This window comes from Embleya australiensis (assembly GCF_051903075.1).
In the GTDB taxonomy this organism is placed as follows: Bacteria; Actinomycetota; Actinomycetes; order Streptomycetales; family Streptomycetaceae; genus Embleya.
On sequence record NZ_CP182422.1, the window covers coordinates 1380554 to 1405162 of the forward strand.

Below are 24609 nucleotides of genomic sequence, written 5' to 3' on the forward strand. Positions count from 1 at the left end.
CGGAGGTCCACGGCCTGGCAGGGCCGCGGATCCGAACGGTCACGAACGACGCAAGGAGCCCACCGATGAGTGTCGGCACAGCCGCCACCGACTCCCTTCCCGCCCGAGCCCTTCGGGTCATTCCGGGCGGGGTGAACAGCGGTCAGCGCCGGATCCCGGGCCTGACCGACCTGATCGTCACCGGCACGAACGGGGCGAACTTCACCGACGCCGAGGGTCGCGTCTACACCGACTACCACTCCGCGTTCGGTCCGCCGCTGCTCGGCCACAACGACCCCGACGTACAGCGCGCGGTGGCCGAGGCCGCGACCCGCCTGGACCTGACCGGCGTCGCCGTCACCGAGGGCGAGGTCACCCTCGCCGAGACCCTGGTCGAACTGGTCCCCTCGGTCGAGAAGGTGCTGCTCACCAGCACCGGCAGCGAGGCCACGTTCCACGCGCTGCGGGTCGCCCGCGCGGTGACCGGACGGCGGCTGATCGTCAAGTTCCAGGGCTGCTACCACGGTTGGCACGACGCGGTCAGCCTGAACGTGATCTCCTCGCCCGAGGCGGTCGGCGCGCCCGACCCGATCTCCACCGGGATCCTGCCCGAGGTACTGGCCGCCACCCTGGTCCTGCCGTTCAACGACCCGGCCGCGGTGCGCGCCGCGTTCGCCGAGCACGGCGCGGACATCGCCGCGGTGATCCTGGAGCCGATCCCGCACAACGTCGGCTGCCTGCTGCCCGACGCCGAGTTCCTCACCACGCTGCGCGAACAGTGCACCGCACACGGCTCGGTGCTGGTCTTCGACGAGGTGATCACCGGCTTTCGGCACGGCCTCGGCGGCTACCAGAAGATCGCCGGGATCACCCCCGACCTGACCACCTTCGGCAAGGCCATCGCCAACGGCGCCCCGGTCGGCGCGCTCGGCGGCCGGGCCGATCTGATGGAGCAGTTCAGCACCCGCCCCGGCGCGCCCGCGTTCTTCGCCGGCACCTACAACGGCCACCCGTGGGTGGTCGCCGCCGCCCTGGAGACGCTGCGCAAGCTGCGCGAGGAGCCGGTCCACGAGCACGTGTTCCGCCTCGGCGAGCGGGTGCGCACCGGCCTGGCCGAGATGTACACCCGGCTCGGCGTCCCGGCCGTGGTCACCGGCTACGGCTCGGTGTTCGTCACCTACTTCATGGCCGGCGGCGTACCGCGCAGCTACGACGACCTGCTCGCCAACGACGCGAACCTGTTCATCGGCTACCGCCGCCGATTGCTCGAACACGACGTGTTCGAACTGCCGTTGAACCTCAAGCGCAGCCACATCTCGTACGCGCACACCGACGCCGACGTGGACCACCTGATCGCCGCCACCGAACTGGCCGTGCAGGACGCGATCAAGGACGGCGGCATCGACGAACTCGCCGGCACCTCCACGATGGGCGGCGCGACCGAGGGGACGGCCCGCTGATGCTCGTCGTCGACCGCACCCGACCCACCGGACCCGCCGGCCGGATCACCCACGTCGAGACCCTGCTCCTGGGCACCGCGTGGCGCGACTTCGGCTACGTCCGCGTGCACACCGACCAGGGCCTGTCCGGCGTCGGCGAGATCACCCACCCCTACCGGGTCGCCGAAACCGCGGCGCTGGCCGAGGCGATGGCACAGCGGCACCTGATCGGCGCCGACCCGTTCGACACCGAGGAGATCTGGCTGCGCCTGTACCAGGGCGACTTCCTGCGCGGTGGCGACATCGGCGGCATCGTGCTCTCCGGCTTCGACCAGGCCATGCACGACCTGATGGGCAAGGCGCTGGGTGTACCGGTGTACCGGCTCACCGGCGGCGCCTGCCGGGACAGGGTCCGGGTGTACGCGAACGGCTGGTACAACGGCGAGCGCGACCCCGCCGTGTTCGCGGCGAAGGCCAAGGAGACCGTGGCCAAGGGGTATTCGGCGCTCAAGTTCGACCCGTTCGGCGCCGGGTTGCACGAGTTGTCCCGGGCCGAACTGCGCCAGTCGGTCGAACTGGTCGGTGCGGTCCGCGAGGCGATCGGGCCGGACGTGGACCTGTTCGTCGAGGGGCACGCCCGGTTCGCGATGACCACCGCCTCCGCACTGCTGCGGGCGCTGGAGCCGTTCGACATCGGCTGGTTGGAGGAGCCGATGCCCTGGACGCACATCGAGCGCTACGCGGAACTGCGCGCCCGCGCGCCGTTCCCGATCTCCGGCGGCGAACACTTCCACAACCGCTACGAGTACAAGCAGCTGTTCGCGACCAACGCGGTGGACATCATCCAGCCGGACCTGTCCATGGCCGGCGGCCTGACCGAGGTGCGCAAACTGGCCGCGATCGCCGACACGCACGGTGTGATGGTCGCCCCGCACAACTCCAATTCCCCGCTGTGCACCACGGTTTCGGTGCACGCCGCGCTCGGGATCACCAACTTCAAGATCCTGGAGACCTTCGACGGCCTGCTGGAGCCGTACGTGTTCGACGCGGTGCGCGGCGCACTGCCGGTGACCGCCGACGGCCACGTGGAGATCCCCACCGCGCCCGGCTTCGGCGTCGAACTCGACGACGACGTGTTCGCCGAACACCCGCCGACGCACCGGTTCTGGAACATGTTCTCGGCCGGCTGGGAGAAGAGGAACCGCACATGACCTCCACGCCGGCCCCCGCCATCGTCGACGTGCACTCCCATCTGTTCCGGCAGTGTTGCGACTTCGACGACACGTTCAAGGCCGAGTCGGCCCGCGCACACGCGGGCGAGGTGGACCTGACCGTGCGCTGGGCCGACTACGCGGCGAGCAGCCCGGCGGACACCCGCACCATCGTGGTCGGCGGCAAGGCCCGGCGCAGCGGGTTGTGGGTCGAGGACAAGGCCGTCGCCGAGTATGTCGGCGCGCAGCCGGAGCGGCTGATCGGCTACCTGTCGATCGACCCGACCCAACCCGGATGGCAGGACGAACTGAGGTTCGGCCACCAGGAGTTGGGGCTGCGCGGGATCAAGCTGATGCCGATGTACGCGGGCTTCGACCCGGGCGATCCGCACTACGACCCGCTGTTCGCCTACGCCGAGGACAACGGCCTGCCGATCCTGGTGCACACCGGGACCACGTTCGTCTCGGCGGCGCCGATCGCCTACGCGCAGCCGAGGTTGCTGGACCCGGTGGCGATCCGGCATCCGGAACTGCGCATGGTGCTCGCGCATCTGGGCCATCCGTTCGAGGGCGAGTGCATCGCGGTGATCCGCAAGCACCCGCACATGTACGCCGATCTCAGCGCGCTGCACTACCGCCCGTTCCAGCTGTGGCACAGCCTGCGGCTCGCCCAGGACTACGGGGTGCTGCACAAGCTGCTGTTCGGCAGCGACTACCCGTTCACCACGGTGGACGCGTCGGTGACCGGGCTGCGCGAGGTGGCCGCGGTACCCGGCATCCCGGGTCTGCCGCCGCTGGACCGGGACGCGGTGGAGGCGATCATCTTCCGTGACGCGCTGCCCCTGCTGGGGTTGACGTGAGCGGCGGCGAGGGGGGACGCACCGTGGACTTCGCGCTTACCGAGCGCACCGCGCTGGTCACCGGCGCGGCCGGCGGCCTGGGCCGCGCGTTCGCGGTCGCGCTGGCCGGGGCGGGCGCCGACGTCGTGCTCACCGACCTGCCGGGCGTCGACCTGGAGCCGACCCGCGCGGCCGTCGAGGCGACCGGCCGCACCGCCCGGGTGATGCCGTTCGACCTGGCCGACACCGCCGGGCTGGCCGGCTTCGTCGACGAGGTGCGGGCCGCGGCCGGCCCGCTGCACATCCTGGTCAACAACGCGGGCACGGCCGCCCTGGAACGGTTCAACGAGATCTCCGTGGCGAGTTGGCGGCGGGTGCTCGCGGTGAACCTGGACGCGGTGTTCTTCCTGTCCCAGCGGGTCGCCGAGCACCAGATCGCGGACCGGGTCGCCGGCCGGATCATCGCGGTGACCTCGAAGAACGCCCACGTGGCCGAGGCCGGGTTGGCCCACTACAACGCGTCCAAGGCGGGTGTGGACCTGCTCGTGCAGAGCCTGGCGGTCGAACTCGCGCCGCACGGGATCACCGTCAACGCCGTGGCGCCCGGCATGGTCGAGACGCCCATCGACGGCGAATTCCGGCTGGACCGGGAGCCGTTCGAGGCCGCCTACCGGGAACGAATCCCGCTCGGCCGCTACGCCACCCCCGACGAGTGCGCCGGCGCGGTGGTCTTCCTGGCCTCGCCCGCCGCGTCCTACATGACCGGCACCCGCATCGTCGTCGACGGCGGCGTGCTCGCGGACCAGATGCCGCGCATGCGCCACATGCCGCCGTACCGCAGCTCGCTCTGATCACCGGTGCGTGCCCGTCGGCCCGAAAAGGGCCGACGGGCCCGCACCCGACCCCACTTCGTGCACGGATCGAGAAAGTGAGCGGGACCCCATGTCCTCACTCGGTTCTTCCCCTTCGTCGTCCCGCCGCCGGCTGCTGGCCGCGGGCGGATTGGGCGGGTTGTTGCTCGCCGGTACGGCTGCGGTGGGTTCTGCCTCGGCTTCACCCGACGACGATCGGCATGGTGTCGGTTCGCGTGATGTGTCGATGAGTGTGCCGAATGTGGCCGCGTTGTTGCGGATGAACGTCAGGCCCCTCGAGGCCGATGCGATGGTGTTGGTGGCCGGCTATCACGCGGCGGGCGACGGTGGCGCGATGGTGGTGCGCTGGGACCCGCGGTCGAGGCTTTCGGTCAACGGGGGCACCGTTCTCGCCGATCCCGCCGCGGGGCGGGAGGGTCGGTGGATCCAGGTGCACGACGGCGTGATGGATTTCCGCCGGTTCGGCATCCTCGACGACAAGGTCCCGGCGGATGCCGCGTTGGACGCGATGGTGAACGATCCGTACATCCATCGTGTCGAGGCGCACAGCGACCTGCTCTTCGTCAAACGGCACACCTTCGCCCGCTCGCGCATCGTGCTCGACTTCGGCGGCCACACCGTGCGCACCACCGGCATCGAGAAGAACACCCACGACAACCCGTTCGGCGCCGTCCTGTACTTCAAGGGCAAGGTCACCGGCGCGGTCGTGAAATACGCGCTGCCCGAGACCGTCATCGAACTCACCGACGCCTTCCCGGTTCCCGACGCCGGCGCGTTCAGGGTCGGCGAGTGGTGGACGGTCGAGATCGACCCGATCGCCGGCGGCGGCACCTACGAGCGCGAATTGCAGAAGCTGGTCGAGATCACCCAGATCGTCGACGGCAAACACATCCGGGTCGACTACCTCAACGGGTGGGAACTGGCCGCCGGGCGCGGCATCACCTGGACCCGGGTGGAACCCGTGCAACACGCCGACGTCCGGAACATGGTGTTCTTCGGGGCCGGCGCCGGTGTCGGCGCAGACGACGAGTACACCGGCTCGCACCCGATCGCGTACGAGTTCGCGGTGCGCTGCGACGTCACCGGGATCGAGGCGACCGGCTCGTTCTGGCCGGTGGTCATGCGCCGTTGGTGCACCCACTTCGTCACCGCCCGCTCGTCGTTGAAGAACCCGCCGACGGTGATGTACGGCGGCGCGGGTTATCTCACCCAGCAGATCTACTGCCTCTACGGCCGGGTCGAGGACTGCGTCTCCAGCAACGCCCGACACCTGAACGACCTGACCGCGTCCGCCTACTGTCACGTCGTCAACTGTCACGGCGACGGCGACGACCAGGGCGGCAACCCCTTCACCACGCACGGCCAGTACGAGCACGACCTGCTCTTCGAGGGCAACTCCGGACTGATGGACATCGCCAACTCGGGCGCGCTGTGGGGGACTTCCGCCAAGCGCATCACCGTGCGCGACCACACTTGCTCGTGGTTCGTCGCGGGTACGAAGATCACCGATCTGACCCTGGAGAACGTCCGGGTGATCCCACGTCCGACCTTCGACCCCGGCGGCACGCTCCAGGTCAACGCCGACGGCGTGCAGATGCGCGGCTGTGTGGCCCGCACGTTCGCGATCGGCCAGCGCTCGAACCGCTCGACCCGGCCGAACATCGTCGAGGGTTGCACGTTCGACCTGCCCGCGAAGCAGGTGCTGGTCCAGACGCCGGTGAGCAACACCGTGCACTTCCGGGACTGCCTGTTCACCGGCGTGGACGGCGCGATCCTGCGCGGCTCGGGCGAGGTCGACTTCGACTCCTGCACCCTCGTCGGCGCGGGGCCGACCGCCGCGCCCCTCGAAGTCGGCTCGGCCGTGCTGCGCCTGACCGCGAGCACCCTGACCGACACCGGGATCCTGCTGTCGGCGGTCCGCGACCAGAACCTGCACGTGAGCGCCGGCACCCGGCTGACCGGCGGCAACGGCGCGGGCGCGCTGCTGTCCCGGGGCGCCGGGGCGGGTGTACTGCGCTGGCACCTGGCCGGCGCGGCCTCGACCACGGACGGTGCGCATGTGCGCCTGACCGGCGGGGTCAACCACTGGATGGCCGGCCAGACCCGGTTCACCGGCGGCCGGTTGGAGCTGCGCCCGGAGGCGTTCGGCGGCGCCTCCTCCGCGCTGCACACCGGTTGTGTCGAGGACGGGGTGACCCGGACCGCGATGCCGGCGGACGGCGCGCGGGTGGTCACGAGCGGGAACCTGGCGATCTGAGATGCGGCTGCGCCCGAGCACCACGGCCGACGAACCCGCGCTGCGCGCCCTGTGGGCGGTGGCCTTCCCGGACGCACCCGACCTGCCCGCGCTGTACGCGCGCGACGTGGGCCGGCATCCGCGCACCCTGGTGGCCGCCGGCGACGACGGCATGATCGACGCCGTCGTGCACTGGCAGCCCCGCCCGATCCGCAATCCGGCGGGCGGGGTGGACACGGTCGGCTGCGTGGGCAGCGTGGCCAGTGCACCACGGGCCCGTGGCCGGGGGTTGATCCGCCGGCTGCTCGCCCTGGCCGTCGACGACATGACGCGCCACGGTTGTGCGTGGTCGTTGATGTTCAGCGGTACGCCGGGGGTGTACACGGGATCCGGCTGGGAGACCTTCGCGGCCCCGTATCTGCGCGGCGTGGCCGGCCCCGAGGCGGCGTGGGGGGATCGTCGGGTGCGCCCGGCCTCCCCCGCCGACCTGCCCGGGATGCTCGCCACGCACGCCGCCTGGAATGCGAACCGGCCGTTGACCACGGTGCGTTCCGCCGCCGACTGGGCGTACCGCTTCCCGCACTGGTACGCGCCGCCGACCCGGGTGCTGGTCACCGAGGAGGGGGACTACGTGGTGGTCCGGCCGGACACCGGCGACGTGCTCGAACTCGCGCTCGGCCCGGGCCGCCCGTACGCGCTGCCCGCGCTGTTGCGGGCGGCGACGCGCGAACTCGGCGGCCCCGGCACGGTGGTGACGCTGCACGTGCCGATCGACGCGGCGCTGACCCGGGCGGTCGGCGCGGTACTCGCCGACCTGAGCACCGGGCACACCACGTTCGGGCTGGCCCGGCCGATCCAGAGCGACCGGGCCCGGGTGCGCGCCACGATCACCGCCCCCGGCGCGATCCACTGGCCGGCGGACGCGTTCTGATGGGCCGTCAGGACGCTGCGATGCCACCCGACTCGGTGAGGAATCACCCCGTGCCGCCGAGTCGGGTGCCGGTCCTGGTCGGCGGCGCCGGCACGCTGGTCTGCGCCGCCGACCCGGACACAGGTGTCCTGACCCCGGTCGGCCCGCCGGCTCCCGTCCGCACCGCGTACGCCGCCGCCCATCCCCGTCTCGACCTCGTCTACGGCGTGGACGAGGCGCCGAGCGGCACGATCACCGTGGTCGAGACGACCGGCGGCGCCCGAATCCGGCAACAGGCCCCATCGCACGGCGAGATCCCCTGCCATCTCGCGGTCTCCCCCGACGGCGGCCGGCTGGTCACCGCCAACTACGGCAGCGGCGACCTGGTCGTACACCGGCTCGCCCCGGACGGCGCGCTCGCGGGTGTGTCCGCCTCCGTCCCGTTGCCGGGGTCGGGCTCCGGCGCGGTCGCCGACCGGCAATCCGCCGCACATCCGCACCAGATCGTGTTCACGGGCACCGACACGTTCACCGTGGTCGACCTGGGCGGCGACGCACTGCTGACCTACCGACTCGCCGAGGGCCGGCCGCAGTTGCTCGCCGCCCGGCCCGTTCCGCGCGGAACCGGCCCCCGGCATCTGTCCGGACGCTGGCTGCTGGGCGAACTCGACCCGGTGATCCTGGCGTTGCCCGACCTCACCCGCCACCCGCTGGCCGCGCCCGGCCTGCCGTCCGCGATCGTCACCGCGCCCGACGGGGCCCACGTGTACGCGGCCAACCGCGGCCCGGGCACCATCACCACCCTGGCCGCCGGCGCCCCGCATACGATGTCCGACCTCCCCGTCGGCGGCGCCGCCCCGCAGGACCTGGCCTTCGTCGGCCGGGTCCTGTACGCGGCCGTCCCCGACGCCGACGCGGTCACCGCGTTCGCCTGGACCCCGGGCACCGGCACGCTGCACCCCCTCGGCGTGGCGCTGCGCGTTTCGGATCCGCGCTGCGTCCTGCCGCTGCGCCGGGGCCTGCCGGCTCCCCGGATCACCCCCGGCTCGACCGGAAGACCTCGCTCAGGCTGGTGAAGCTGTCCTTGCCGTGCCCGGCCGCGATCCCCCGGCGGAAGATCTCCAGGACCGCCGCCGGCAGTGCCGTGTCCACGCCCGAGTCACGCGTGGTGTGCAGCACGTGCTCGACGCTCGCCACGCCCATCGCCAGGTTGTCCACGTCCCCGCTGTGGTCGTCCGCGTCCAGGCGCGGCGCGTAGAAGGCGAGAAAACCCGGCACCGACGCGGCCGTCGAGGACGCGTACGGCAGGAACTCCTCGGCCGAGATGCCGTTCGCCCGAGCCACCGACAGGGCATGCGTCGCGCTGAGCATCGAGGTCCAGAAGATGTCCATCTGGAGCTGGTAGAGCAGCGCGGCCAGACCCGGGTCGGCACCTCGGTAGTCGGTGCCCGTGAGTACGGCCAGCGTGTCCCGGTGCGCCTCGAAGACGTCGGCCGGGCCGCTGTAGAAGGTCGACATCTCCGGTGAGCCGATGCCCGAGGGCGGCGACTGCACCCCGCCGGTCAGCTGCCGGCCGCCGTGCCGACCAACCCACTCGGCCGCCTCGCGGGCCTGCTCCGGGGTGTCCGAGCTCAGATTGACCAGCACCCGCCCGGCCAGCGCCGCGGCGACCGGTTCGAGCAGCGCGTACATCGCCGCGTAGTCGGTCAGGCTCAGCACCACCAACTCGTTCGCGGCCAGCGCCGCCTCGATCGTGTCGGCCCGTACGGCCCCCTCGGCCACCAACTCGTCGGCCTTGCTCGCGGTCCTGTTCCACACCGTCACCGGGTGGCCGGCGGCCAGGAACGCGCGGGTCATCGCCTGCCCCATCGGACCGAGACCGATGACCGTGACCGCCTGCTTGTCGCCCATGAGTACTCCCGTTTTCGCGATACGAGCAAGGGAATGCCGAACTAGAACGAACGCTCTATCCAGCGAGAGAAACGTAGCACGCCTCTGGAACGAACGCTCTATTCGGTAGACTCGGCCCGTGCAGACGAAGACGCAGCAGAGCCGACCCGATCAGTCCGAGGCCGCCGCCGGGGCGACTCCGCTCGGCACCCGCGAGCGCATCGTGCGCACGGCGTCCCGGCTGATGCAGCGGCAGGGCTACGACGGCACCGGGATCAAGCAGATCTCCACCGAGGCCGGCGCCACGCTCGGCTCGATGTACCACTTCTTCCCGGGCGGCAAGCAGGAGTTGGCGGTCGCCGCGATCCGACACGGGGACGCGGAGTTCGTCGACATCCTGGGCGCCGTACTGGCGGCCGAGCCGGACCCGGGCGCGGCGATCCGCGCGCTCACCCGGAGTCTGGCCGAGGGGCTGCGCGCCTCCGACTGGGTCGACGGCTGTCCGGTCACCGCGACCGCGCTCGGCACCGCCGCCGGCCTGCCGGACATCCAGGCCGCCGCGGCCGAGGCGTTCGCGCACTGGCGGGAGGCGGTCCTCGCCAAACTGATCGAGGCGGGCCTGGCCGAGACCGACGCGCGGGAACTCGCGCACACCGTGATCAGCACGCTGGAGGGCGCCGAACTGGCCGCCCAGGTGACCCGCAGCGAGGAACCGCTGCTGCTCGCCGGCACCCACCTGACCCGGCTGCTCGACACCTACCCGCGCACCACCGACGCGGGCTGAGCCCTGGCGTCAGCGGCGCTCGCCCGCGCGCACCACGCCGTTCTCGTACGCGAACACCGCCGCCTGCGTGCGGTCGCGCAGGTTCAGCTTGGCCAGCAGTCGGCTGACGTGTGTCTTGACCGTCTGCTCACCGACCACCAACCGCGCGGCGATCTCCGCGTTGGACAACCCGTGGGCGATCAGCGACAACACCTCGGTCTCCCGCTCGGTGAGCTGCTCGACCCGGCCGCGCGGGCCGGCGCCCGGACCGCCGAGCCGGGCGAACTCGGCGATCAGCCGTCGGGTCACGGTCGGCGCGAGCAGCGCCTCGCCGGCCGCCACCACCCGTACCGCGTCCGCGAGTTGCCTCGCCGAGGCATCCTTGAGCAGGAACCCGCTCGCCCCCGCGCGCAGCGCCTCGTAGACGTACTCGTCCAGATCGAACGTGGTCAGCACCAGGACCCGGGTCGCGCAGTCGGGGTCGGCGGTGATCTCGCGGGTGGCGGCGAGGCCGTCCAGGACCGGCATCCGTACATCCATCAGCACCACGTCCGGGCGCAGCGCCGCGACCTGCTCGACCGCGTCGCGCCCGTCCACCGCCTCGCCCGCGACCTCGATCCCGGGCTGGGCGCCGAGCAGGACCGAAAAGCCCTCGCGCACCAGCATCTGGTCGTCGGCGATCAGCACGCGGATAGCCATCGTGTCCCTACCGTTCGGTCGTGTTCGCGGTCCATGGCAGGTGTCCCGGCTCCCCCGCCGGCGGGCAGTGTCATTGCCCGTCCGTCGGCAGGAAGACCTCGACGTGGTAGCCGCCCTCGGGAGTATGCCCGGCCTGGAGGGTGCCGCCGATCATCGCGGCCCGCTCGCGCATGCCCAGCACGCCGTGCCCGGAGCCGTTGCGCGCGGGCGGCGTCGGGTGCGGCGGCGGTTCGTTGTGTATGCGCAGGCCGAGTCCGGTGGGCACGTACGCGACCTCGACCCGCACCCGCGCGCCGGACGCGTGGCGCAGCGCGTTGCTCAGTGCCTCCTGGGCGATCCGGTAGGCGGACAGGTCGACGCCCTGGGGCAGCGGGCGCGGGGCACCGACGGTGACGCGGTCCACCGTCATCCCGGCCGCGCGCACGTTGTCGATCAGTTCGGGCAGTCGCTCCAGCGTCGGCAGTGGGGCGGGCCGCCCGTCCCGGTCCACCGCCACTGCTCCCTCGCCGTCGCCCTCGGTGCGCAACAAGCCGAGCACGCGGCGGAGTTCGGCCAACGCGTCGACCGCGTTGGCCCGGATCGTGACGAAGCTGCGCACCAACTCCGGTGGCGGGTCGGCGACTCGGTAGGGGGCCGCCTCGGCCTGGATCGCGATCACCGACATGTGGTGTGCGACAACGTCATGCAACTCGCGGGCGATCCGCGCACGTTCCTCCAGGAGTGCGCTGCGCTCCCGCTCGGTGGCGGTCAGGTCGGACTGTACGGCGAGTTCGCGGCGCGCGTCGCTGCGGCCCCGGAAGGCGATCACGACGATCATCACGATCGCGGTCAGCATCGCCACGGCGGGCATCGTGCCCCAACGCGAGGGGACGTCCTGCGCGTTGCGCACCAGCACCACGCCGAGCAGCGCGGTGCACGCCCACGTCTCCAGCACGATCCGCACCCGGGTGTGGAAGGCGACGTAGGCCATCACCACCACCTGGGCGATCATGCCCACCACGCTCCACGGCCACTGCATGCCGCCGGACCCGTCCGGTGAGGACCCGTCCGGCGTGGCCACCAGCGCACAGAGCGCGGTGGCGCCGAGCGACATCCACCAGGCCACGATCGGTCGTTGCGGCGCGAGCAGGATCGGCACACCGGTGGCCAGGCCCATGGTGAAGGCCAGTCCGCCGGACACTCCCGAATAGCCGGCGAACACCGCCCCCTGGATTCCCACGACGAGCACCACGGTGAGGTAGTGCAGGACCCGGGCGACCGCCCGACTGCTGAACGGGGCGGGCGGACGCTCGGTCCGGATCCGGGCGTCGAACAGGTCGCCGCGCAGCGTGCTCAGCCCTCGCCGCATCCGGCCGGCGGTCGTGGTCCCGGCGCCGGTCGCCGGACGGGCGCCGTCGATGTCCCGCGCACCCGATCCGCCTGCCTTTGTGCTCATCCACAGCAGGTTAGGGCCCGGATCGGGGCTCGGCGTCCCCGGCCCGGGTGATCCCGGATGTCACTCTCGGGAGCTACCCCCGGAGTCCGGGGAGCCGGCCGCTCGCCCGCCGGCGGCCTCCCAGCGCCGGAACATCGCCCACAACCCGAGCAGCACGGCGGCGAACACCGGCATCCAGCCGATTCGCGCGGCCACCCACGGCAGTCCGTCGGGCGCGGTGCCCAGGCCGGGCAGTCCGCCGAGGGCGATGCCGACCGAGGTGGTCGCGAGCATCGCGCTCTGGTGCCACAGGAACACCGTCATGGCGGACAGATTGACCAGCGCCACCGCCGCCCAGGTGCGCGGATGCCGGCTCAGCGCCCGGCGCAGCGGACCCCGGACCAGCAGTGCGAGGCCGCACTGGGCGAGACCGAAGGCGACCGCCGCGAGGGTGGGCGGGTTGAGGTTGGAGATCGCCTGGCCCGGGACGCCGACCATGCTGACCGGATAGCCGCACCAGCGGATCAGCGCGGCGCAGCCGAGCGCGCCCACCGCCAGGAGCGGACCGCCCAGTCGCTCGATCCGGGCCCGATGCGGACCGGCCCAGAGCACCCCGAGGCTGTACGGGACCAGCCAGCCGGCGAGCACGTTGACCCAGCCGAGCGCCGCGGGCCCGTCGGCGGCGAACCTGGTCAGGTCCACGGCGGTGACCACGGCGAGCGCGAGCGGTGGCCCGGACCGGCCGAGGCGGATCACCAGTGGGGTAAGCAGGGTCAGGCCCACGTAGACGAGTACGAACCACAGCGGGGAGAGCACGAGTTTGCCGAGCGTGTGGAGGGTGTCGCCGGGCACGAAGTCGGCGAGCAGCGCCATGAGTACGGTCCACACCGCGAGCAGCGCGGCGATCGGCCGGCCGAGCCGGGTCATCCGCCGCCGGGCCCACGTGCGTCGGCTCGTGGCGTGGGCGTACGAGCGTGCCCCCACGTATCCGCCGACCAGGAAGAACACCGCCAGCGGCTGGAGCAGCCAGGTGACCGGGGCGAAGTCCGGCAGTCGGCGCAGCGGGCTGCCGGTCTGCCAGTGGTCGGCGCCGGCGGACACGCCCGTGACGATCCAGTGGCCGAGAACCACGCCGAGGATGGCGAACGCGCGCAGACCGTCCACCTCCCGCTCGCGGTCGGCGGGGGTCGATCGCTCGATCCGGCGTACCAGCACGCCCGGTTCAGCCATGGGTCACCTCCGTCGCGCGGCCTCGCACGATCAGCGCGAGGTTGTACAGGGCCCGCCCGCCGGGCCGCAGGTAGTCCGAGTGGCCACCGCCGCCGGCCGCGAAGTCGCGGGCGCCGAAGCCGCGCGAGGTCGGGTCCGCGCCGAAGCCGACGGTGGTGTCGAAGAACGGGATGCTGACGTGCGGCACCACGTCGATCCAGTCCGAATCGCCGCGACCGGCCCAGACGCGGGCGCCGGTGCCCAGGTCGTCCCGGTCGTCGACGCCCAGGCCGGGGCTGCCGAACACGGCGAGGTCGGCCACGTCGATCGTGGAGACCGCCCGCCCGCACACCACCGAGCCGTAGGAGTGGCACAGCAGCGACACCTGCGCGGCGGGCGCGACGGCGTACAGCCCGGCGACGAAGCGGCGCAGTTCGCGCGCGCCGTCGTCGGCCCGGCCGGTGGTCAGCACGTCGAGGCTGATCGTGTGCGGCGGGGAGTAGCCGAGCCAGGCGATCACCGCGACGCGGGCGGTCGGGTCCTGGGTGTGGATCTCCGCGTACAGGGCGCGCGCGCCGCCGCCGGGGGCCGAGTACGGCTTGTCGCCGCGCGTGTCGAAGTGGTCCAGGTCGGTGTCGGCGCCCGGCACCAGGACGGCGATCCGGTCCGCGGCGGCGAGGTCGCCGACCACCTCGACCGCCCGGACCCGGCCCGCGCGGCCGTCGAAGGACAGGAAGGTCCGGGCCGGGTCGGCCATCCGCGCCAGCTTGTCCGCCCGACCGGTGTGTCCGGTGTCCCGGGCCTGCCCGGCCGCGTCGGCGATGGCCCGCTGGTTGGCGGTGTAGCGCTCGCCCAGGGTGGTCGCGGACATCGCCGGCAGCGTCGGCGGGGCCGCCGCAGCGGCCTCCGCCACACTCGCGCCGGGTCCGGCCAGCCCGGCCGCCACCAGCACCGAGACCAGGCCCATTCGCAGCCGAACACGCATCTCCCGCTCCCGTCCTCGAAGTTCCGGACTCGAAGCTAGGAATCGGCGTCCGTAACCTGCGTCGCGCCAGGGAGTGGACCCTGCGGGTAGCTCTGGGGGACTACACGGGTCACTCGTGTGTTCGGGAGTCGGCGGGGACGGCTCCGCGGCGGCCCGCGCCGCGGGTGAATCGTGCCGAGGGTGGATCGCGCCTCAGGTACCACGCGTGCTCTCCTCCGCTGGGCTGACGGCGCGCCGGGTGCGGCCGGCTACCGTGGCATCCGTGACTTTTCGCGCCGCCGCCGAGTCGATCCGCCGCCCGTTCCCCTCCTGGCCGCAGGCCCGCCGCTCGTTCGCCTTCGACCTCACGGTGGCGATCGTGGTCGGGCCGCTGGTTCCCGCGCTCGCCCTGGCGGTGCACCTGCACGAGTCGGGTGCGGACGTCGCGAACGCGTGGCTGACGTACGTGGCCCAGGCGATCGCCGGGCTGATCCTGATCGTCCGGCGCCGGCATCCCGAGGTGTGCGTCGCGGTCATCGCGCCCACGCTGCTGCAGGCCCAGTCCTTGGGCGCCCTCTTGGCGGCCTACGCGGTCGCGGTCTACGTGAGCGACCGCCGGCGGATGTGGTTGTTGATCGGCGTCCTGTGCCTGGCCACGTGGCAGCCTTGGGATTGGCGGGATCTCGCCAACAACACCGGGAACACCTTCGGAACACTCACTCCCGCGTGCTACGGCCTCTACATCGCCTCGCGCCGCCGGCTCATCGCGGCTCTCGGCGAGCGTGCCGAACGGGCCGAGCGTGAGCAGGAGTTGCGTGCCGAACAGGCCCGGGAGGAGGAGCGCAACCGGCTGGCCGGGGACATGCACGACATCGTCACGCACCGGGTGAGCCTGATGGTCCTCCAGGCGGGCGCGATGCGTTCGCGGGCGGTCGACGACGCGACCCGGATGGCGGCGGAGGACCTGCGTTCGACCGGGTGTCAGGCGCTGGCCGAACTGCGCGATCTGGTCTCGGTGTTGCGCGCCGCGCGGGAGCGTGACGCGCGCGCCCCGGTGGAACCGGCCGTGCTGGACGCGTCGGCGCTGGTGGAGGAGTCGGTGGCGGCGGGCGTGGACGTGCGCCTGGAGGTGGAGGGTACGGCCCGGCCGGCCTCGCCGGTGGTGGTGCGCACCGCGTATCGGGTGGTCCAGGAGGCACTGACGAATGTGCACAAGCACGCGCCGGGGGCCTTCGTCCGGGTCCTGGTGCGGCACACCGACGGCGAGGTGCGGATCACCGTGACGAACACCGCGCCCACCCGGCCGCCGGAGATCGAACTGGGCGCGGGTGGCACGGGATTGGTCGGGCTGCATCGGCGGATCGAGCTGACGGGGGGCACGTTCCGGGCGGGGCCGCGGGCGGATGGGGGCTTCGAGGTGGACGCGCGGTTGTCGGTGGACCCGGCGACGGCAGCCGTGGATTCCGGGATGCCGGATGATCCGAACGGGGCGCCACGGGCCGAGAGTTCGGCCGATGCCGAGGCCGGAGCCGACGCCGAGCCCGAAGCCGCGTCCGTAGAGCCGCCGAGCGGGGTCGCGTGGGTGTTGCGCGCGCGTCCGGTACGCCCGGCCCGGGAGCGGTCGGGCCGTTCGGATCACCACGATCGCTCAGACTCCGCCCCGGCATCGACACCGGGAGTACTGACGGGATCACGCCCCGAAACCGGCTGATACCCGGAGGATCCGGCCGCGCCGACTTCTCGATCCTCGACACGTGTCACCCATCTTTCGGTGTTGACTTGCGCGGCCCCCGGATGGACCCTCGGGCCAGCCGCGTCGCACCGTTCGGCCGAACGGCCCCGGGTTTCGGAACCACCCCGAACCCGCCGCCTCGGCACGCCAGGCACGGCCCGCACCGGCACGGCACCGCACGGCGCCGGATCCGTTTCTCCGCTCCCACGCCGTGGTGTTCGACATCACCGCTCCACCTTGCTCCTCGGCACGCAGCAGATCGATCGTCCGGAACCGGAGCCACCGATTCCGCATGTCGAATTCCCCCGGGCTGCAGGCCCTCGGGACGCCGCGAAAGGCATCCTGATGCCCCGACCGAACCACCCGAACCCGAATCCGAACCGCCCGAACCCGAATCCCGACCCGGGCCCGTCCCGCCGCGCGGTGCTCGGCGGCCTCGCCGGCGCCGCGCTCGTCGCGGCCCAGTGGACCCCCGTCGGCCTGGCCCCCGCCGCCGGGGCCACCGCTCCACCGGCGCCGCCCGACTTCCCGGCCGGCATCACGCTGGGCGTGCAGCAATACCGGAACTGGTCCGGCGAGATGCGCGCCGACGACGTCTGGACGGCGGTACCCGCGCACCCCTCCGACGTGGTGATCCTGGCCAACTGGGCGCGCGCCAAGGGCTATCGGCTCCGCCCGCGCGGCATGAGCCACAACTGGTCGCCGATCCTGATCCCGCCCGGCGCGGACACCTCGCGCACCCTGATGGTGGACACCACGCGGAACCTGACCTCGCTGGTGATCAATCCGGGCTCGCCCACCACGGTGACCGTCGAGACCGGATGCAGCATCGAGCGCCTGCTGACCAAACTGGAGGAGGCCGGTCGCGGGATGATCGCCACCACCGCGCCGGGCAAGCTGAGCGTGGGTGGGGTGCTGGCCATCGGCGCACACGGCAGCGGTATCCCGACACCCGGCGAAACCCTTCCCCAGGGCGGAACTTACGGTACGTTGAGCAACCTGGTGACGGCACTGACCGCAGTCGTGTGGGACCCGACGGCCGGCGCGTACGTCCTCAAGACCTTCCGGCGCGACGACCCCGAGATCGGCCCGTTCCTGGTGCACCTGGGCCGGGCCTTCGTCACCGAGGTCACCCTCCAGACCAACACGAACCAACGGCTGCGCTGCCAGAACTTCTACCACGACCAGATCGGCACCCTGCTCGGCCCGCCCGGCGGCTCCGGCAAGAAACTCGCCGACTACCTGCGCGACTCCGGCCGGGTCGAGGTGATCTGGTTCCCGTTCACCACGGTGCCGTGGCTCAAGGTGTGGAGCGTCGCGCCGAGCAAGCCGTGGGTGTCGACTCAGATCAACGCGCCGTACCCGTACACATTCGCCAACTTCGTCACCGAGGACCAGGCGAGATTCCTCGCCGACATCGCCACCGGCAACGTCGGCGGCACCGAGGTGTTCACCAACGCCGAGATGGCGGTGGTCGGTTCGGGCCTGATCGCGACCTGGACCTGGGACATCTGGGGCTGGGCGAAGAACACGCAGCTCTTCGTCGAACCGACCACGCTGCGCATCCACGAGGGCGGCTGGGCGGTGCTGACCGCGCGGGCGAACGTACAGCGGGTGCTCAACGAGTTCTTCGTGCGCTACACGGGCCTGTTGAGCGCGTACAAGGCCAACGGCCGGTATCCGTGCAACAGTCCGATCGAGTTGCGGGTGACCGGCGTGGACCGGGCGAGCGAGGTCGTGGTCGCGAACGCGGTCGAGCCGACCCTGTCCGCCGCCCGCCCACGCCCTGACCACCCCGAATGGGACACCGTGGTCTGGCTCGACGTCGCCACCCTGCCCGGCACCCCCGCCAACCACGACTTCTACCGGGAGATGGACTCCTGGATCTGGGCCAACTACACCGGCGACTACGCCTGTGTCCGCCCGGAGTGGTCCAAGGGCTGGGCGTACGGCCTCGGCGGCGCCTGGACCGACACGGCCGCCGTGACCGGCCGCATCCCGAACGCGTTCCGCACCGGCCTGCCCACGACGGCGAACTTCGACACGGCCCGCGCCACCTTGAACAAGTACGACCCGAGTCGCGTCTTCGCCAACCCGTTCCTGGACGTGCTCCTACCCTGACCGCCCACCCAACCAGCCGTCATCCAGCGACCCGTTGTCGTCGTACACCACGAACTCCCGCTCCACCGAGGCGATTTCGTACGCGGCCAGGGCGGCCACCAGGTCCTCCGCGGCCCGAGTGGCCGCCACGTCCCCGACCCCGTGGCAGCGCTGCGTGACAAACCGCTCGGCCCGCCCGTCCGCCCGCACCCGCCGGGCGTTGTACGACAGATGCGCCCCATGCCGCAGCACCTCGGCCACCAACCCGCCCGACTCGGCGACACCCTCGGCCAACACCAGCTTCACGTGATGCTCGAAGTACATCCCGGACCCGAGCTCCCGCGCCCGCGCGTCCGTCCGAGGCACGCCCGGATGCCACGGCGCCACCTCGATCTTGGTCCGCGTCACCCGATGCCCGCCCCGCGCCAACACATCGGCCAACTCCGCGGCCCGCTCCCGAGCCGCCGGCAGGGTCGTGGTGGCCCGCTCGGTGACCATCGGCTGCGACACGGTCCGTCCTCGCGCCAACACGATGTGCGTCACCCCGACCCCGACCTCGGCGGCCCACCGAACCAACCCGTCCACATCCGGGGTCCCCACGGTGACATGCGTCTCGAAAAGCCCGACCGCCACCCCGGGAAACCCCGCGCCACCAACCTCATCCGACCCATACACCCGCCCATCCTCCCAGGCGGGGGCACCACGAACGACGCAATAATCGACGGCACCCCGAGCGCGGTCTGATGGTGCTTGGAGGATGATCCCGGGCCTTCTCGGAGGCGAGGCGGTCAGGTGGTTCGGAGCCGGAAGTACAGCAGGTCGGTGGAGGATTCGACGCCGTCGACGTCCAGGCCGCGTCGGCACAGTTCGAGCAGGGGGTCACCGTCCCCGCACCCCGGTTCCAGTGCCGGCATACCGGCTTGCCGAATGAAGGCTGCGTAGGGCGGCCCGTAGAGCTCCGCGACGATGCCGGTGTAGAAGTCAGCTGCGTCCACGCCCGTCACCCTACGCAGCCCCGAGCTCCGTGCCGGCGCACGCGCCGGGTTCGTGCGTCCCCCGCTTGCGCAGCCGCACGCGCGCTTCCTGCCCGAGCGTGACCCGCTGCCGCCCGTCACCCTCGCGCTCCGGCCGATTGGCGTACGGAGACGCAGGTTCGGGCAGCGGGAGTGGATGCGGATCCGGGGCGTTCCTCTGGCCGCAAGATTTCGTGACGCGGAATCAATATTCCGAGGAGCGGATCGATGGTCCATGGCACGGCAACCTTCGGCGGCCCGGTCGGCGAAATCTTGTGGCTTCCCCCAGCGATCAGGGTCGGGCCGCGCTTCGGTCGGCATCGGACCGGCTGCGGACGTGCCGGGAGCGAGGTGATCGCATTCTCAACTTATTCGGGCAAAACGCACTGGAGACGATAAGATTGCGTTTGAATCGGCCTTGCCACGTGAAATTCTTTTGACATAGGTTCGTCTGACCGTGGTTCCTGCGTTTCCTGAGGGGGTTTCATGTCCGACATGACCCGCGTAGCCGTCCGTACCGCCGTCGACCACCCGCAGTGGCCGGTGCTCAAGGAAGCCGTTGCCGACCTGCGTCCGCTTCAGGCCAAGGACGGCTCGATCGAGCCGTCCGGGCATGCTGCCGCCCGTCTCCTGGTCGCCGACATCACCGCCGCCATCGCGGCGCTCGCCCCGCTGTTCCCGTACGACGAGGCGTACCTCGACGCCGTCGTGGCCGATTTCCACCGCTGGGCCGAGGCCGACTTCGCTCGCCCGGACTTCCTGGACTCGCTGGTCGCCTTCCGTCCCGAGCAGAACCGGCGGGACGGTCTGGAGCACCTGGTGGTCTTCCCGATGACCACCCAGAACGGCAATCCGAACCGCAACGTCGAGGCGGTCCTGCTGCGCGTGGTGTGGCCGCAGTGGCTGGCCGACCTGGAGGCGACGCGCTACGACAACGCGATGTTCGTGCCGCTCGCGTTCGTCGACTTCACCGACGGATACGACACCGACTCCGCGGTGCTCTTCCCCGAGACCGTGGCCGTCCGCGAAGTGCCCAGGTTCACCTGGGGCGGCATCTTCTGCGACCGCGAGGCGGCCCGCTTCCGCCGGGTCGGGACCGCCGCGGCGGACACCCTCGGGCTGGAACTGCCGCCGGAGGCACAGGCGTTGGTCGAGAGCCAGCAGCTCGCCCAGAACGCGTTCGTGTTGTGGGACCTGATCCACGACCGCAGCCACATGCGCGGGCACATGCCGTTCGACCCGTTCATGATCAAGCAGCGCATGCCGTTTTGGATGTACGCCCTGGAGGAACTGCGCTGCGACCTGACCGCGTTCCGTGAGGCGGTCGCGCTGTCCGCGGAGGGCGAGCCGACCGCGCCGCTGGTGCGCTACGCGGTGATCTTCGACCGGCTGTTCCGCTTCCCGGTCACCGGTGGGCGGGTGCGCAACTACGACGGGCTCGGCGGGCAGTTGTTGTTCGCCTACCTGCACCGCGCGGGTGTGCTCGACTGGTCGGACAACCGGCTCACCATCGACTGGGACCGGATCACCGACGCGGTGCTCGGCCTGTTCGACGAGGTGGACCGGCTCTACCGCGAGGGTGTCGACCGATCGAAGGTCGGCCACTGGCTGGCCGGCTACCAGTTGGTCGCCAAGTATGTGCCGTCGCACCCGGGGTCGGTGTGGGCCAAGGGGACCGCCGCACTGCCGATGGACGGCCCGCCGAAGGCGCTCGTGGACGCGGTGCTGCCCGACGAGTTCCCGCTGAGCATGTTCTACGAGGCGCTGAACCGGCGGCTGCGCGACGTGATCGCGTCCACACGCGGGATCACCGCCGACGCCCCGCCGGTGGGCCCGATCGAGGCGCCCGAGCGGGAGGCCGCGGTGTCGTGACCGTGCGCATGCGACGGACGCGACCGACGTGATGGGTGCGGCAGGCGCCCACCGGGGTACGGGGCAGGACGAACGGCACGTGAACGAGGAGTCGCAGTGATGAACGGTCTCGAAGGCGCGGTGATCGCGGTCGCGGGCGCGGGTGGACCCACCGGACGGGCGGTGCTCGAACGGTTGGTCGGCGCCGGCGCGCAGGTGTACGGCGCGGACGCGAACGCCGAACGACTGCGGGCGAGCGTGGACGCCGCGCCCGGAGCGCACGGCGCGGTGGTGGACCTGCTCGACCCGGACGCCACCCGCCGCTGGGCGGAGGAGGTCGAGCGCGAGCACGGCCGGGTGGACGGGCTGGTGCACCTGGTCGGCGGCTGGCGCGGCGGCAAGAAGTTCGGCGACAACTCGCTCGACGACTGGGCCCTGCTGCACAGCCTGCTCGTACGCACCCTCCAGCACACCACGCTGGCCTTCCACGAAGCGCTGGCGCGCAGCCCGCGCGGCCGGTTCGTACTGATCTCCGCCGCCGCGGCCGGACAGCCGACCCAGGGCAACGCGGGCTACGCCGCCGCCAAGGCCGCGGCGGAGACCTGGACCCTCGCGCTCGCCGACGCGTTCACCGACACCGAGGCGGCGGCCACGATCCTGGTGGTCAAGGCGCTCGTCAACGACGAGATGCGGGACGCCCGACCCAACGCAAAGTTCGCCGGATTCACCGACGTCGCCGATCTCGCCACCGAGATCGCGGGTCTGTGGAACACCCCGGCCATCGACCTGAACGGGAAACGACTGTGCCTGAACGCCCCCTGACCCCGCGTCACGACCCCGACGCGCGCGGTTTCGCCAGCGACAACTACGCGGGCATACATCCCGAGGTGTTGGCCGCGATCGGCACGGCCAACGGCGGACACCAGATCTCCTACGGCGACGACGTCTACACCGAGCACCTGACCGAGGTCTTCCGCGCCCACTTCGGCGAACGCGCCGAGGTGTTCCCGGTGTTCAACGGCACCGGGGCCAACGTGGTCGGCCTGCAGTCGATGACCGACCGCTGGGAATCGGTGATCTGCGCGACCACCGCGCACATCAACGTGGACGAGTGCGGCGCGCCGGAGAAGGTGGCGGGCCTGAAGCTGCTCACCGTGGCCACCCCCGACGGCAAGCTCACCCCCGAACTCGTGGACACGCACGCGTGGGGCTGGGGCGACGAGCACCGGGCCCAGCCGAGGGTGGTCTCATTCGCGGAGAGCACCGAACTGGGCACGGTCTATACGGTGGACGAGATCGCCGCGTTGGTCGCGCACGCGCACGACCACGGCATGCTCGCCCACCTGGACGGCTCGCGCCTGGCCAACGCCGCCGCCGCGCTGGACGTGCCGCTGCGCGCGCTGAGCACGGACGTGGGCGTGGACGTGTTGTCCTTCGGCGGCACCAAGAGCGGCCTGATGTTCGGCGAGGCCGTGGTCGTGCTCAACCCGGACGCGGCGCGCGGCATCAAGTATCTGCGCAAGGCGGCGATGCAACTCGCGTCCAAGATGCGGTTCGTATCGGTGCAGTTCGAGGCGCTGCTCTCCGGCGACCTGTGGCTGCGCAACGCGCGGCACGCGAACGCGATGGCGGCGCTGCTCGCCGAGAAGGTCGCCGACCTGGACGGAGTGACGCTGTCCCGAATGCCGCAGGCCAACGCGGTGTTCGCGGTGCTGCCGGCGGATGTGACCGAGCGGATGCAGAAGCGGTTCCGGTTCTACACCTGGGACGAGTCGATCGGCGAGGTGCGCTGGATGACGGCGTTCGACACCACCGAGGCGGACATCGAGGCCTTCGCGACCGCGCTGGCCGAGGAGTTGGGCGCGCGCTAGGGCGCGCGGCGGTGGGCGGGTCGGGGCGAGCGCCCCGGCCCGCCTTCGCGTATTGCCGGGACTTTGTCACGTTTGCCTCGAAGTGGTGTGGGTTTCCGGCCGGTTGCGGATCTCTTTCGGGGCGCACAGGTCGGCGAGGGCGCGTTCACATCGGGTGCCGGATCGGCGGCGGCAGGTGTTACAGTCGCCGACCCAGGTGATCGGAGCGCGCCGTCGTGGACCTGCGAAAGCCCTATCTCGCCGAGCACTTCGCACCCGTCGCCGACGAGATCGACCGGCGCGACCTGAAGGTTCGGGGCATGCTTCCGCCGGAGTTGAACGGTCGCTACATCCGCAACGGGCACAACCCGCGACCCGGTGACGTGCCGTCGCACTGGTTCCGGGGCAGCGGCATGCTGCACGGCATCCGGCTGCGGGCCGGCCGGGCCGAGTGGTACCGCAACCGGTGGGTACGTACCCCCGCGTGGAACGGCGCGCCGTACGTGCGCGCGGACGGCAGCGTGGACCTGACCGCGAGCATCGCCGGCACGCACATCGTCGAACACGCCGGTCGGCTGCTCGCGCTCCAGGAGGCCAACCTCCCGTTCGAGGTGACCCGCGAGTTGGACACGGTCGGCCCGTACGACTTCGCCGGCGGGCTGACCACCGCGATGACCGCGCATCCCAAAACCGATCCGGGCACCGGCGAACTGCACTTCTTCGGCTACTCGCCGACCCCGCCGTATCTCACGTACCACGTCGCCTCGCCCCGGGGGCGGATCATCCGCAGCGAGGTGATCTGCGGCGCGGGGCCCTCGCTGATGCACGACTTCGGCCTGACGCGACGTCATGTGGTCTGGCTCGACCTGCCGGTGGTGTTCAACCCGGCCGAGTCCTCCGGTGTGCCCTACCGCTGGAGCGAGTCCTACGCGCCCCGGATCGGCGTGATGCCGCGCACCGGCCCGGCCGTACCGACCTGGTTCGAGGTGTCGCCGGGGATGGTGCTGCATGTGGCCAACGCGTACGAGGACGCGCGCGGGCGGATCGTGCTGGAGGCGCCGAGGTTCGATCGCGCCGCGTGGGAGACGAGTTGGCGGTGGTGGGTGGGCGCACCCGGCTACCCCGAACCACCCGTGGTCGGCGCGATCTCGCACCGATGGATCCTGGACCCGGCCTCGGGAATCGCGGGCGAGCAGGAACTGGACTCGCTGGTCGTCGAGTTCCCCACGATCGATGCCCGTGCGGTGGGCCGGCCGCACCGATTCGGCTACGTGTCGGCCTTTCCCGGGGCGGGGCTGCGCGAGTACGCGATCGTCAAGTACGACCGGGTGAGCGGGGAGCGGTGGATCGCCGGGCAGGGGCGTGACCGCATGCCCGGCGAGGCGGTGTTCGTGCCGGCCGAGGGCGGCACCGCCGAGGACGACGGCTACCTGCTCACCGTGGTCGGTGATCTCGCCCGGAACGCCTCGGAGTTGCTGGTGCTGGACGCGCGCAGGATCACCGCGCCGCCGATCGCGGTCGTCGAACTGCCGCGCCGGGTACCGGCCGGAATCCATGGTTCGTGGATTCCCGACTGCGACGGATCGGTTGCCGACGGCTGAACCCGACCACGCCGATCTTCGTGCTCTACAGTCCGAG

At 71.7% G+C, this 24609-nt stretch carries 20 protein-coding genes and 1 pseudogene; 14 read left to right on the forward strand and 7 right to left on the reverse strand.

The window, feature by feature from the left end; genetic code table 11:
- The first annotated feature begins 65 nt into the window (after positions 1–65).
- The 7 genes from ACMXN5_RS05650 (at position 66) to ACMXN5_RS05680 (ending at position 8562) form a co-directional block, all read left to right on the forward strand.
- Entirely contained in the window at positions 66–1439 is a 1374-nt protein-coding gene (locus ACMXN5_RS05650) for an aspartate aminotransferase family protein (RefSeq protein ID WP_439674295.1), read from the forward strand.
- A complete protein-coding gene (locus tag ACMXN5_RS05655) occupies positions 1439–2629 on the forward strand; it encodes a mandelate racemase/muconate lactonizing enzyme family protein (RefSeq protein WP_439674296.1) in 1191 nt (396 codons plus the stop codon). The genes ACMXN5_RS05650 and ACMXN5_RS05655 overlap by 1 nt, the downstream gene beginning before the upstream one ends.
- Entirely contained in the window at positions 2626–3489 is an 864-nt protein-coding gene (locus ACMXN5_RS05660) for an amidohydrolase family protein (protein ID WP_439674297.1), read from the forward strand. The genes ACMXN5_RS05655 and ACMXN5_RS05660 overlap by 4 nt, the downstream gene beginning before the upstream one ends.
- Positions 3490–3512: 23 nt before the next feature.
- Positions 3513–4319: an SDR family NAD(P)-dependent oxidoreductase gene (locus tag ACMXN5_RS05665; protein ID WP_439674298.1), complete on the forward strand. Its 807-nt coding sequence runs from the start codon at positions 3513–3515 to the stop codon at positions 4317–4319.
- Positions 4320–4566: 247 nt separating this feature from the next.
- Entirely contained in the window at positions 4567–6597 is a 2031-nt protein-coding gene (locus ACMXN5_RS05670; RefSeq protein WP_439674299.1) for a peptidase C14, read from the forward strand.
- 1 nt (position 6598) lies between these two features.
- Positions 6599–7507 (forward strand): GNAT family N-acetyltransferase, encoded by a 909-nt coding sequence (locus ACMXN5_RS05675; protein ID WP_439674300.1) that lies wholly within the window; start codon positions 6599–6601, stop codon positions 7505–7507.
- 50 nt (positions 7508–7557) lie between these two features.
- A complete protein-coding gene (locus tag ACMXN5_RS05680) occupies positions 7558–8562 on the forward strand; it encodes a lactonase family protein (protein ID WP_439674301.1) in 1005 nt (334 codons plus the stop codon).
- Here ACMXN5_RS05680 and ACMXN5_RS05685 read toward each other — a convergent pair.
- The gene (locus ACMXN5_RS05685) at positions 8522–9397 is read right to left on the reverse strand and encodes an NAD(P)-dependent oxidoreductase (protein ID WP_439674302.1); all 876 of its coding nucleotides are present in this window, start codon (positions 9395–9397) and stop codon (positions 8522–8524) included. The two genes, ACMXN5_RS05680 and ACMXN5_RS05685, sit on opposite strands and share 41 nt — an antisense overlap.
- A gap of 118 nt (positions 9398–9515) precedes the next feature.
- On the opposite strand from ACMXN5_RS05685, the gene ACMXN5_RS05690 reads away from it, so the two are divergent.
- Entirely contained in the window at positions 9516–10160 is a 645-nt protein-coding gene (locus ACMXN5_RS05690) for a TetR/AcrR family transcriptional regulator (RefSeq protein WP_439674303.1), read from the forward strand.
- A 9-nt stretch (positions 10161–10169) separates the two neighbouring features.
- On the opposite strand, the gene ACMXN5_RS05695 is transcribed toward ACMXN5_RS05690, so the two are convergent.
- The 4 genes from ACMXN5_RS05695 to ACMXN5_RS05710 form a co-directional block, all read right to left on the reverse strand.
- Positions 10170–10838 carry a response regulator gene (locus ACMXN5_RS05695; RefSeq protein ID WP_439674304.1) on the reverse strand — a complete coding sequence of 223 codons (669 nt, stop codon included), beginning with the start codon at positions 10836–10838 and terminating at the stop codon, positions 10170–10172.
- A gap of 70 nt (positions 10839–10908) precedes the next feature.
- Complete coding sequence (locus ACMXN5_RS05700; protein ID WP_439674305.1) at positions 10909–12273, reverse strand: sensor histidine kinase; 1365 nt, start codon at positions 12271–12273, stop codon at positions 10909–10911.
- Between the two features lie 60 nt (positions 12274–12333).
- The gene (locus tag ACMXN5_RS05705) at positions 12334–13482 is read right to left on the reverse strand and encodes an acyltransferase family protein (RefSeq protein WP_439674306.1); all 1149 of its coding nucleotides are present in this window, start codon (positions 13480–13482) and stop codon (positions 12334–12336) included.
- The gene (locus tag ACMXN5_RS05710; RefSeq protein WP_439674307.1) at positions 13475–14446 is read right to left on the reverse strand and encodes an alpha/beta hydrolase; all 972 of its coding nucleotides are present in this window, start codon (positions 14444–14446) and stop codon (positions 13475–13477) included. Before ACMXN5_RS05710 ends, ACMXN5_RS05705 begins: the two co-directional genes overlap by 8 nt.
- 262 nt (positions 14447–14708) lie before the next feature.
- Here ACMXN5_RS05710 and ACMXN5_RS05715 point away from each other — a divergent pair, with 262 nt between their 5' ends.
- On the forward strand, positions 14709–16136 hold the full coding sequence (locus ACMXN5_RS05715) for a sensor histidine kinase (protein ID WP_439674308.1): 1428 nt from the start codon (positions 14709–14711) through the stop codon (positions 16134–16136).
- 366 nt (positions 16137–16502) lie between these two features.
- Positions 16503–18278, forward strand: coding sequence for a cholesterol oxidase substrate-binding domain-containing protein (locus ACMXN5_RS05720; protein WP_439674309.1), 1776 nt, complete (start codon positions 16503–16505; stop codon positions 18276–18278).
- On the opposite strand, the gene ACMXN5_RS05725 is transcribed toward ACMXN5_RS05720, so the two are convergent.
- Positions 18270–18767 carry a hypothetical protein gene (locus ACMXN5_RS05725; protein ID WP_439674310.1) on the reverse strand — a complete coding sequence of 166 codons (498 nt, stop codon included), beginning with the start codon at positions 18765–18767 and terminating at the stop codon, positions 18270–18272. The two genes, ACMXN5_RS05720 and ACMXN5_RS05725, sit on opposite strands and share 9 nt — an antisense overlap.
- A 302-nt stretch (positions 18768–19069) precedes the next feature.
- Positions 19070–19252 (reverse strand): annotated as a pseudogene (locus ACMXN5_RS05730) (SAM-dependent methyltransferase); the annotation flags it as partial.
- A 504-nt stretch (positions 19253–19756) separates the two neighbouring features.
- Between ACMXN5_RS05730 and ACMXN5_RS05735 the strand changes: the two are divergent.
- The 4 genes from ACMXN5_RS05735 to ACMXN5_RS05750 all read left to right on the forward strand — a co-directional run bounded on the left by ACMXN5_RS05735 (position 19757) and on the right by ACMXN5_RS05750 (position 24572).
- A complete protein-coding gene (locus tag ACMXN5_RS05735) occupies positions 19757–21142 on the forward strand; it encodes a DUF6421 family protein (protein ID WP_439674311.1) in 1386 nt (461 codons plus the stop codon).
- Positions 21143–21241: 99 nt separating this feature from the next.
- Positions 21242–21943, forward strand: coding sequence for an SDR family NAD(P)-dependent oxidoreductase (locus ACMXN5_RS05740; protein ID WP_439674312.1), 702 nt, complete (start codon positions 21242–21244; stop codon positions 21941–21943).
- Positions 21925–22992 (forward strand): threonine aldolase family protein, encoded by a 1068-nt coding sequence (locus tag ACMXN5_RS05745; protein WP_439674313.1) that lies wholly within the window; start codon positions 21925–21927, stop codon positions 22990–22992. Before ACMXN5_RS05740 ends, ACMXN5_RS05745 begins: the two co-directional genes overlap by 19 nt.
- Before the next feature lie 215 nt (positions 22993–23207).
- On the forward strand, positions 23208–24572 hold the full coding sequence (locus tag ACMXN5_RS05750) for a carotenoid oxygenase family protein (RefSeq protein ID WP_439674314.1): 1365 nt from the start codon (positions 23208–23210) through the stop codon (positions 24570–24572).
- Positions 24573–24609 lie beyond the last annotated feature (37 nt).

Excerpts from the sequence above, each read along its gene's own strand:
- ACMXN5_RS05720 (WP_439674309.1), top strand. The coding sequence starts at position 16,503 with ATGCCCCGACCGAACCACCCGAACCCGAATCCGAACCGCCCGAACCCG.
- ACMXN5_RS05705 (WP_439674306.1), bottom strand. The coding sequence starts at position 13,482 with ATGGCTGAACCGGGCGTGCTGGTACGCCGGATCGAGCGATCGACCCCC.
- ACMXN5_RS05700 (WP_439674305.1), bottom strand. The coding sequence starts at position 12,273 with ATGAGCACAAAGGCAGGCGGATCGGGTGCGCGGGACATCGACGGCGCC.
- ACMXN5_RS05660 (WP_439674297.1), top strand. The coding sequence starts at position 2,626 with ATGACCTCCACGCCGGCCCCCGCCATCGTCGACGTGCACTCCCATCTG.
- ACMXN5_RS05740 (WP_439674312.1), top strand. The coding sequence starts at position 21,242 with ATGAACGGTCTCGAAGGCGCGGTGATCGCGGTCGCGGGCGCGGGTGGA.
- ACMXN5_RS05655 (WP_439674296.1), top strand. The coding sequence starts at position 1,439 with ATGCTCGTCGTCGACCGCACCCGACCCACCGGACCCGCCGGCCGGATC.
- ACMXN5_RS05650 (WP_439674295.1), top strand. The coding sequence starts at position 66 with ATGAGTGTCGGCACAGCCGCCACCGACTCCCTTCCCGCCCGAGCCCTT.
- ACMXN5_RS05695 (WP_439674304.1), bottom strand. The coding sequence starts at position 10,838 with ATGGCTATCCGCGTGCTGATCGCCGACGACCAGATGCTGGTGCGCGAG.
- ACMXN5_RS05735 (WP_439674311.1), top strand. The coding sequence starts at position 19,757 with ATGTCCGACATGACCCGCGTAGCCGTCCGTACCGCCGTCGACCACCCG.
- ACMXN5_RS05685 (WP_439674302.1), bottom strand. The coding sequence starts at position 9,397 with ATGGGCGACAAGCAGGCGGTCACGGTCATCGGTCTCGGTCCGATGGGG.
- ACMXN5_RS05675 (WP_439674300.1), top strand. The coding sequence starts at position 6,599 with ATGCGGCTGCGCCCGAGCACCACGGCCGACGAACCCGCGCTGCGCGCC.
- ACMXN5_RS05710 (WP_439674307.1), bottom strand. The coding sequence starts at position 14,446 with ATGCGTGTTCGGCTGCGAATGGGCCTGGTCTCGGTGCTGGTGGCGGCC.
- ACMXN5_RS05670 (WP_439674299.1), top strand. The coding sequence starts at position 4,567 with ATGAGTGTGCCGAATGTGGCCGCGTTGTTGCGGATGAACGTCAGGCCC.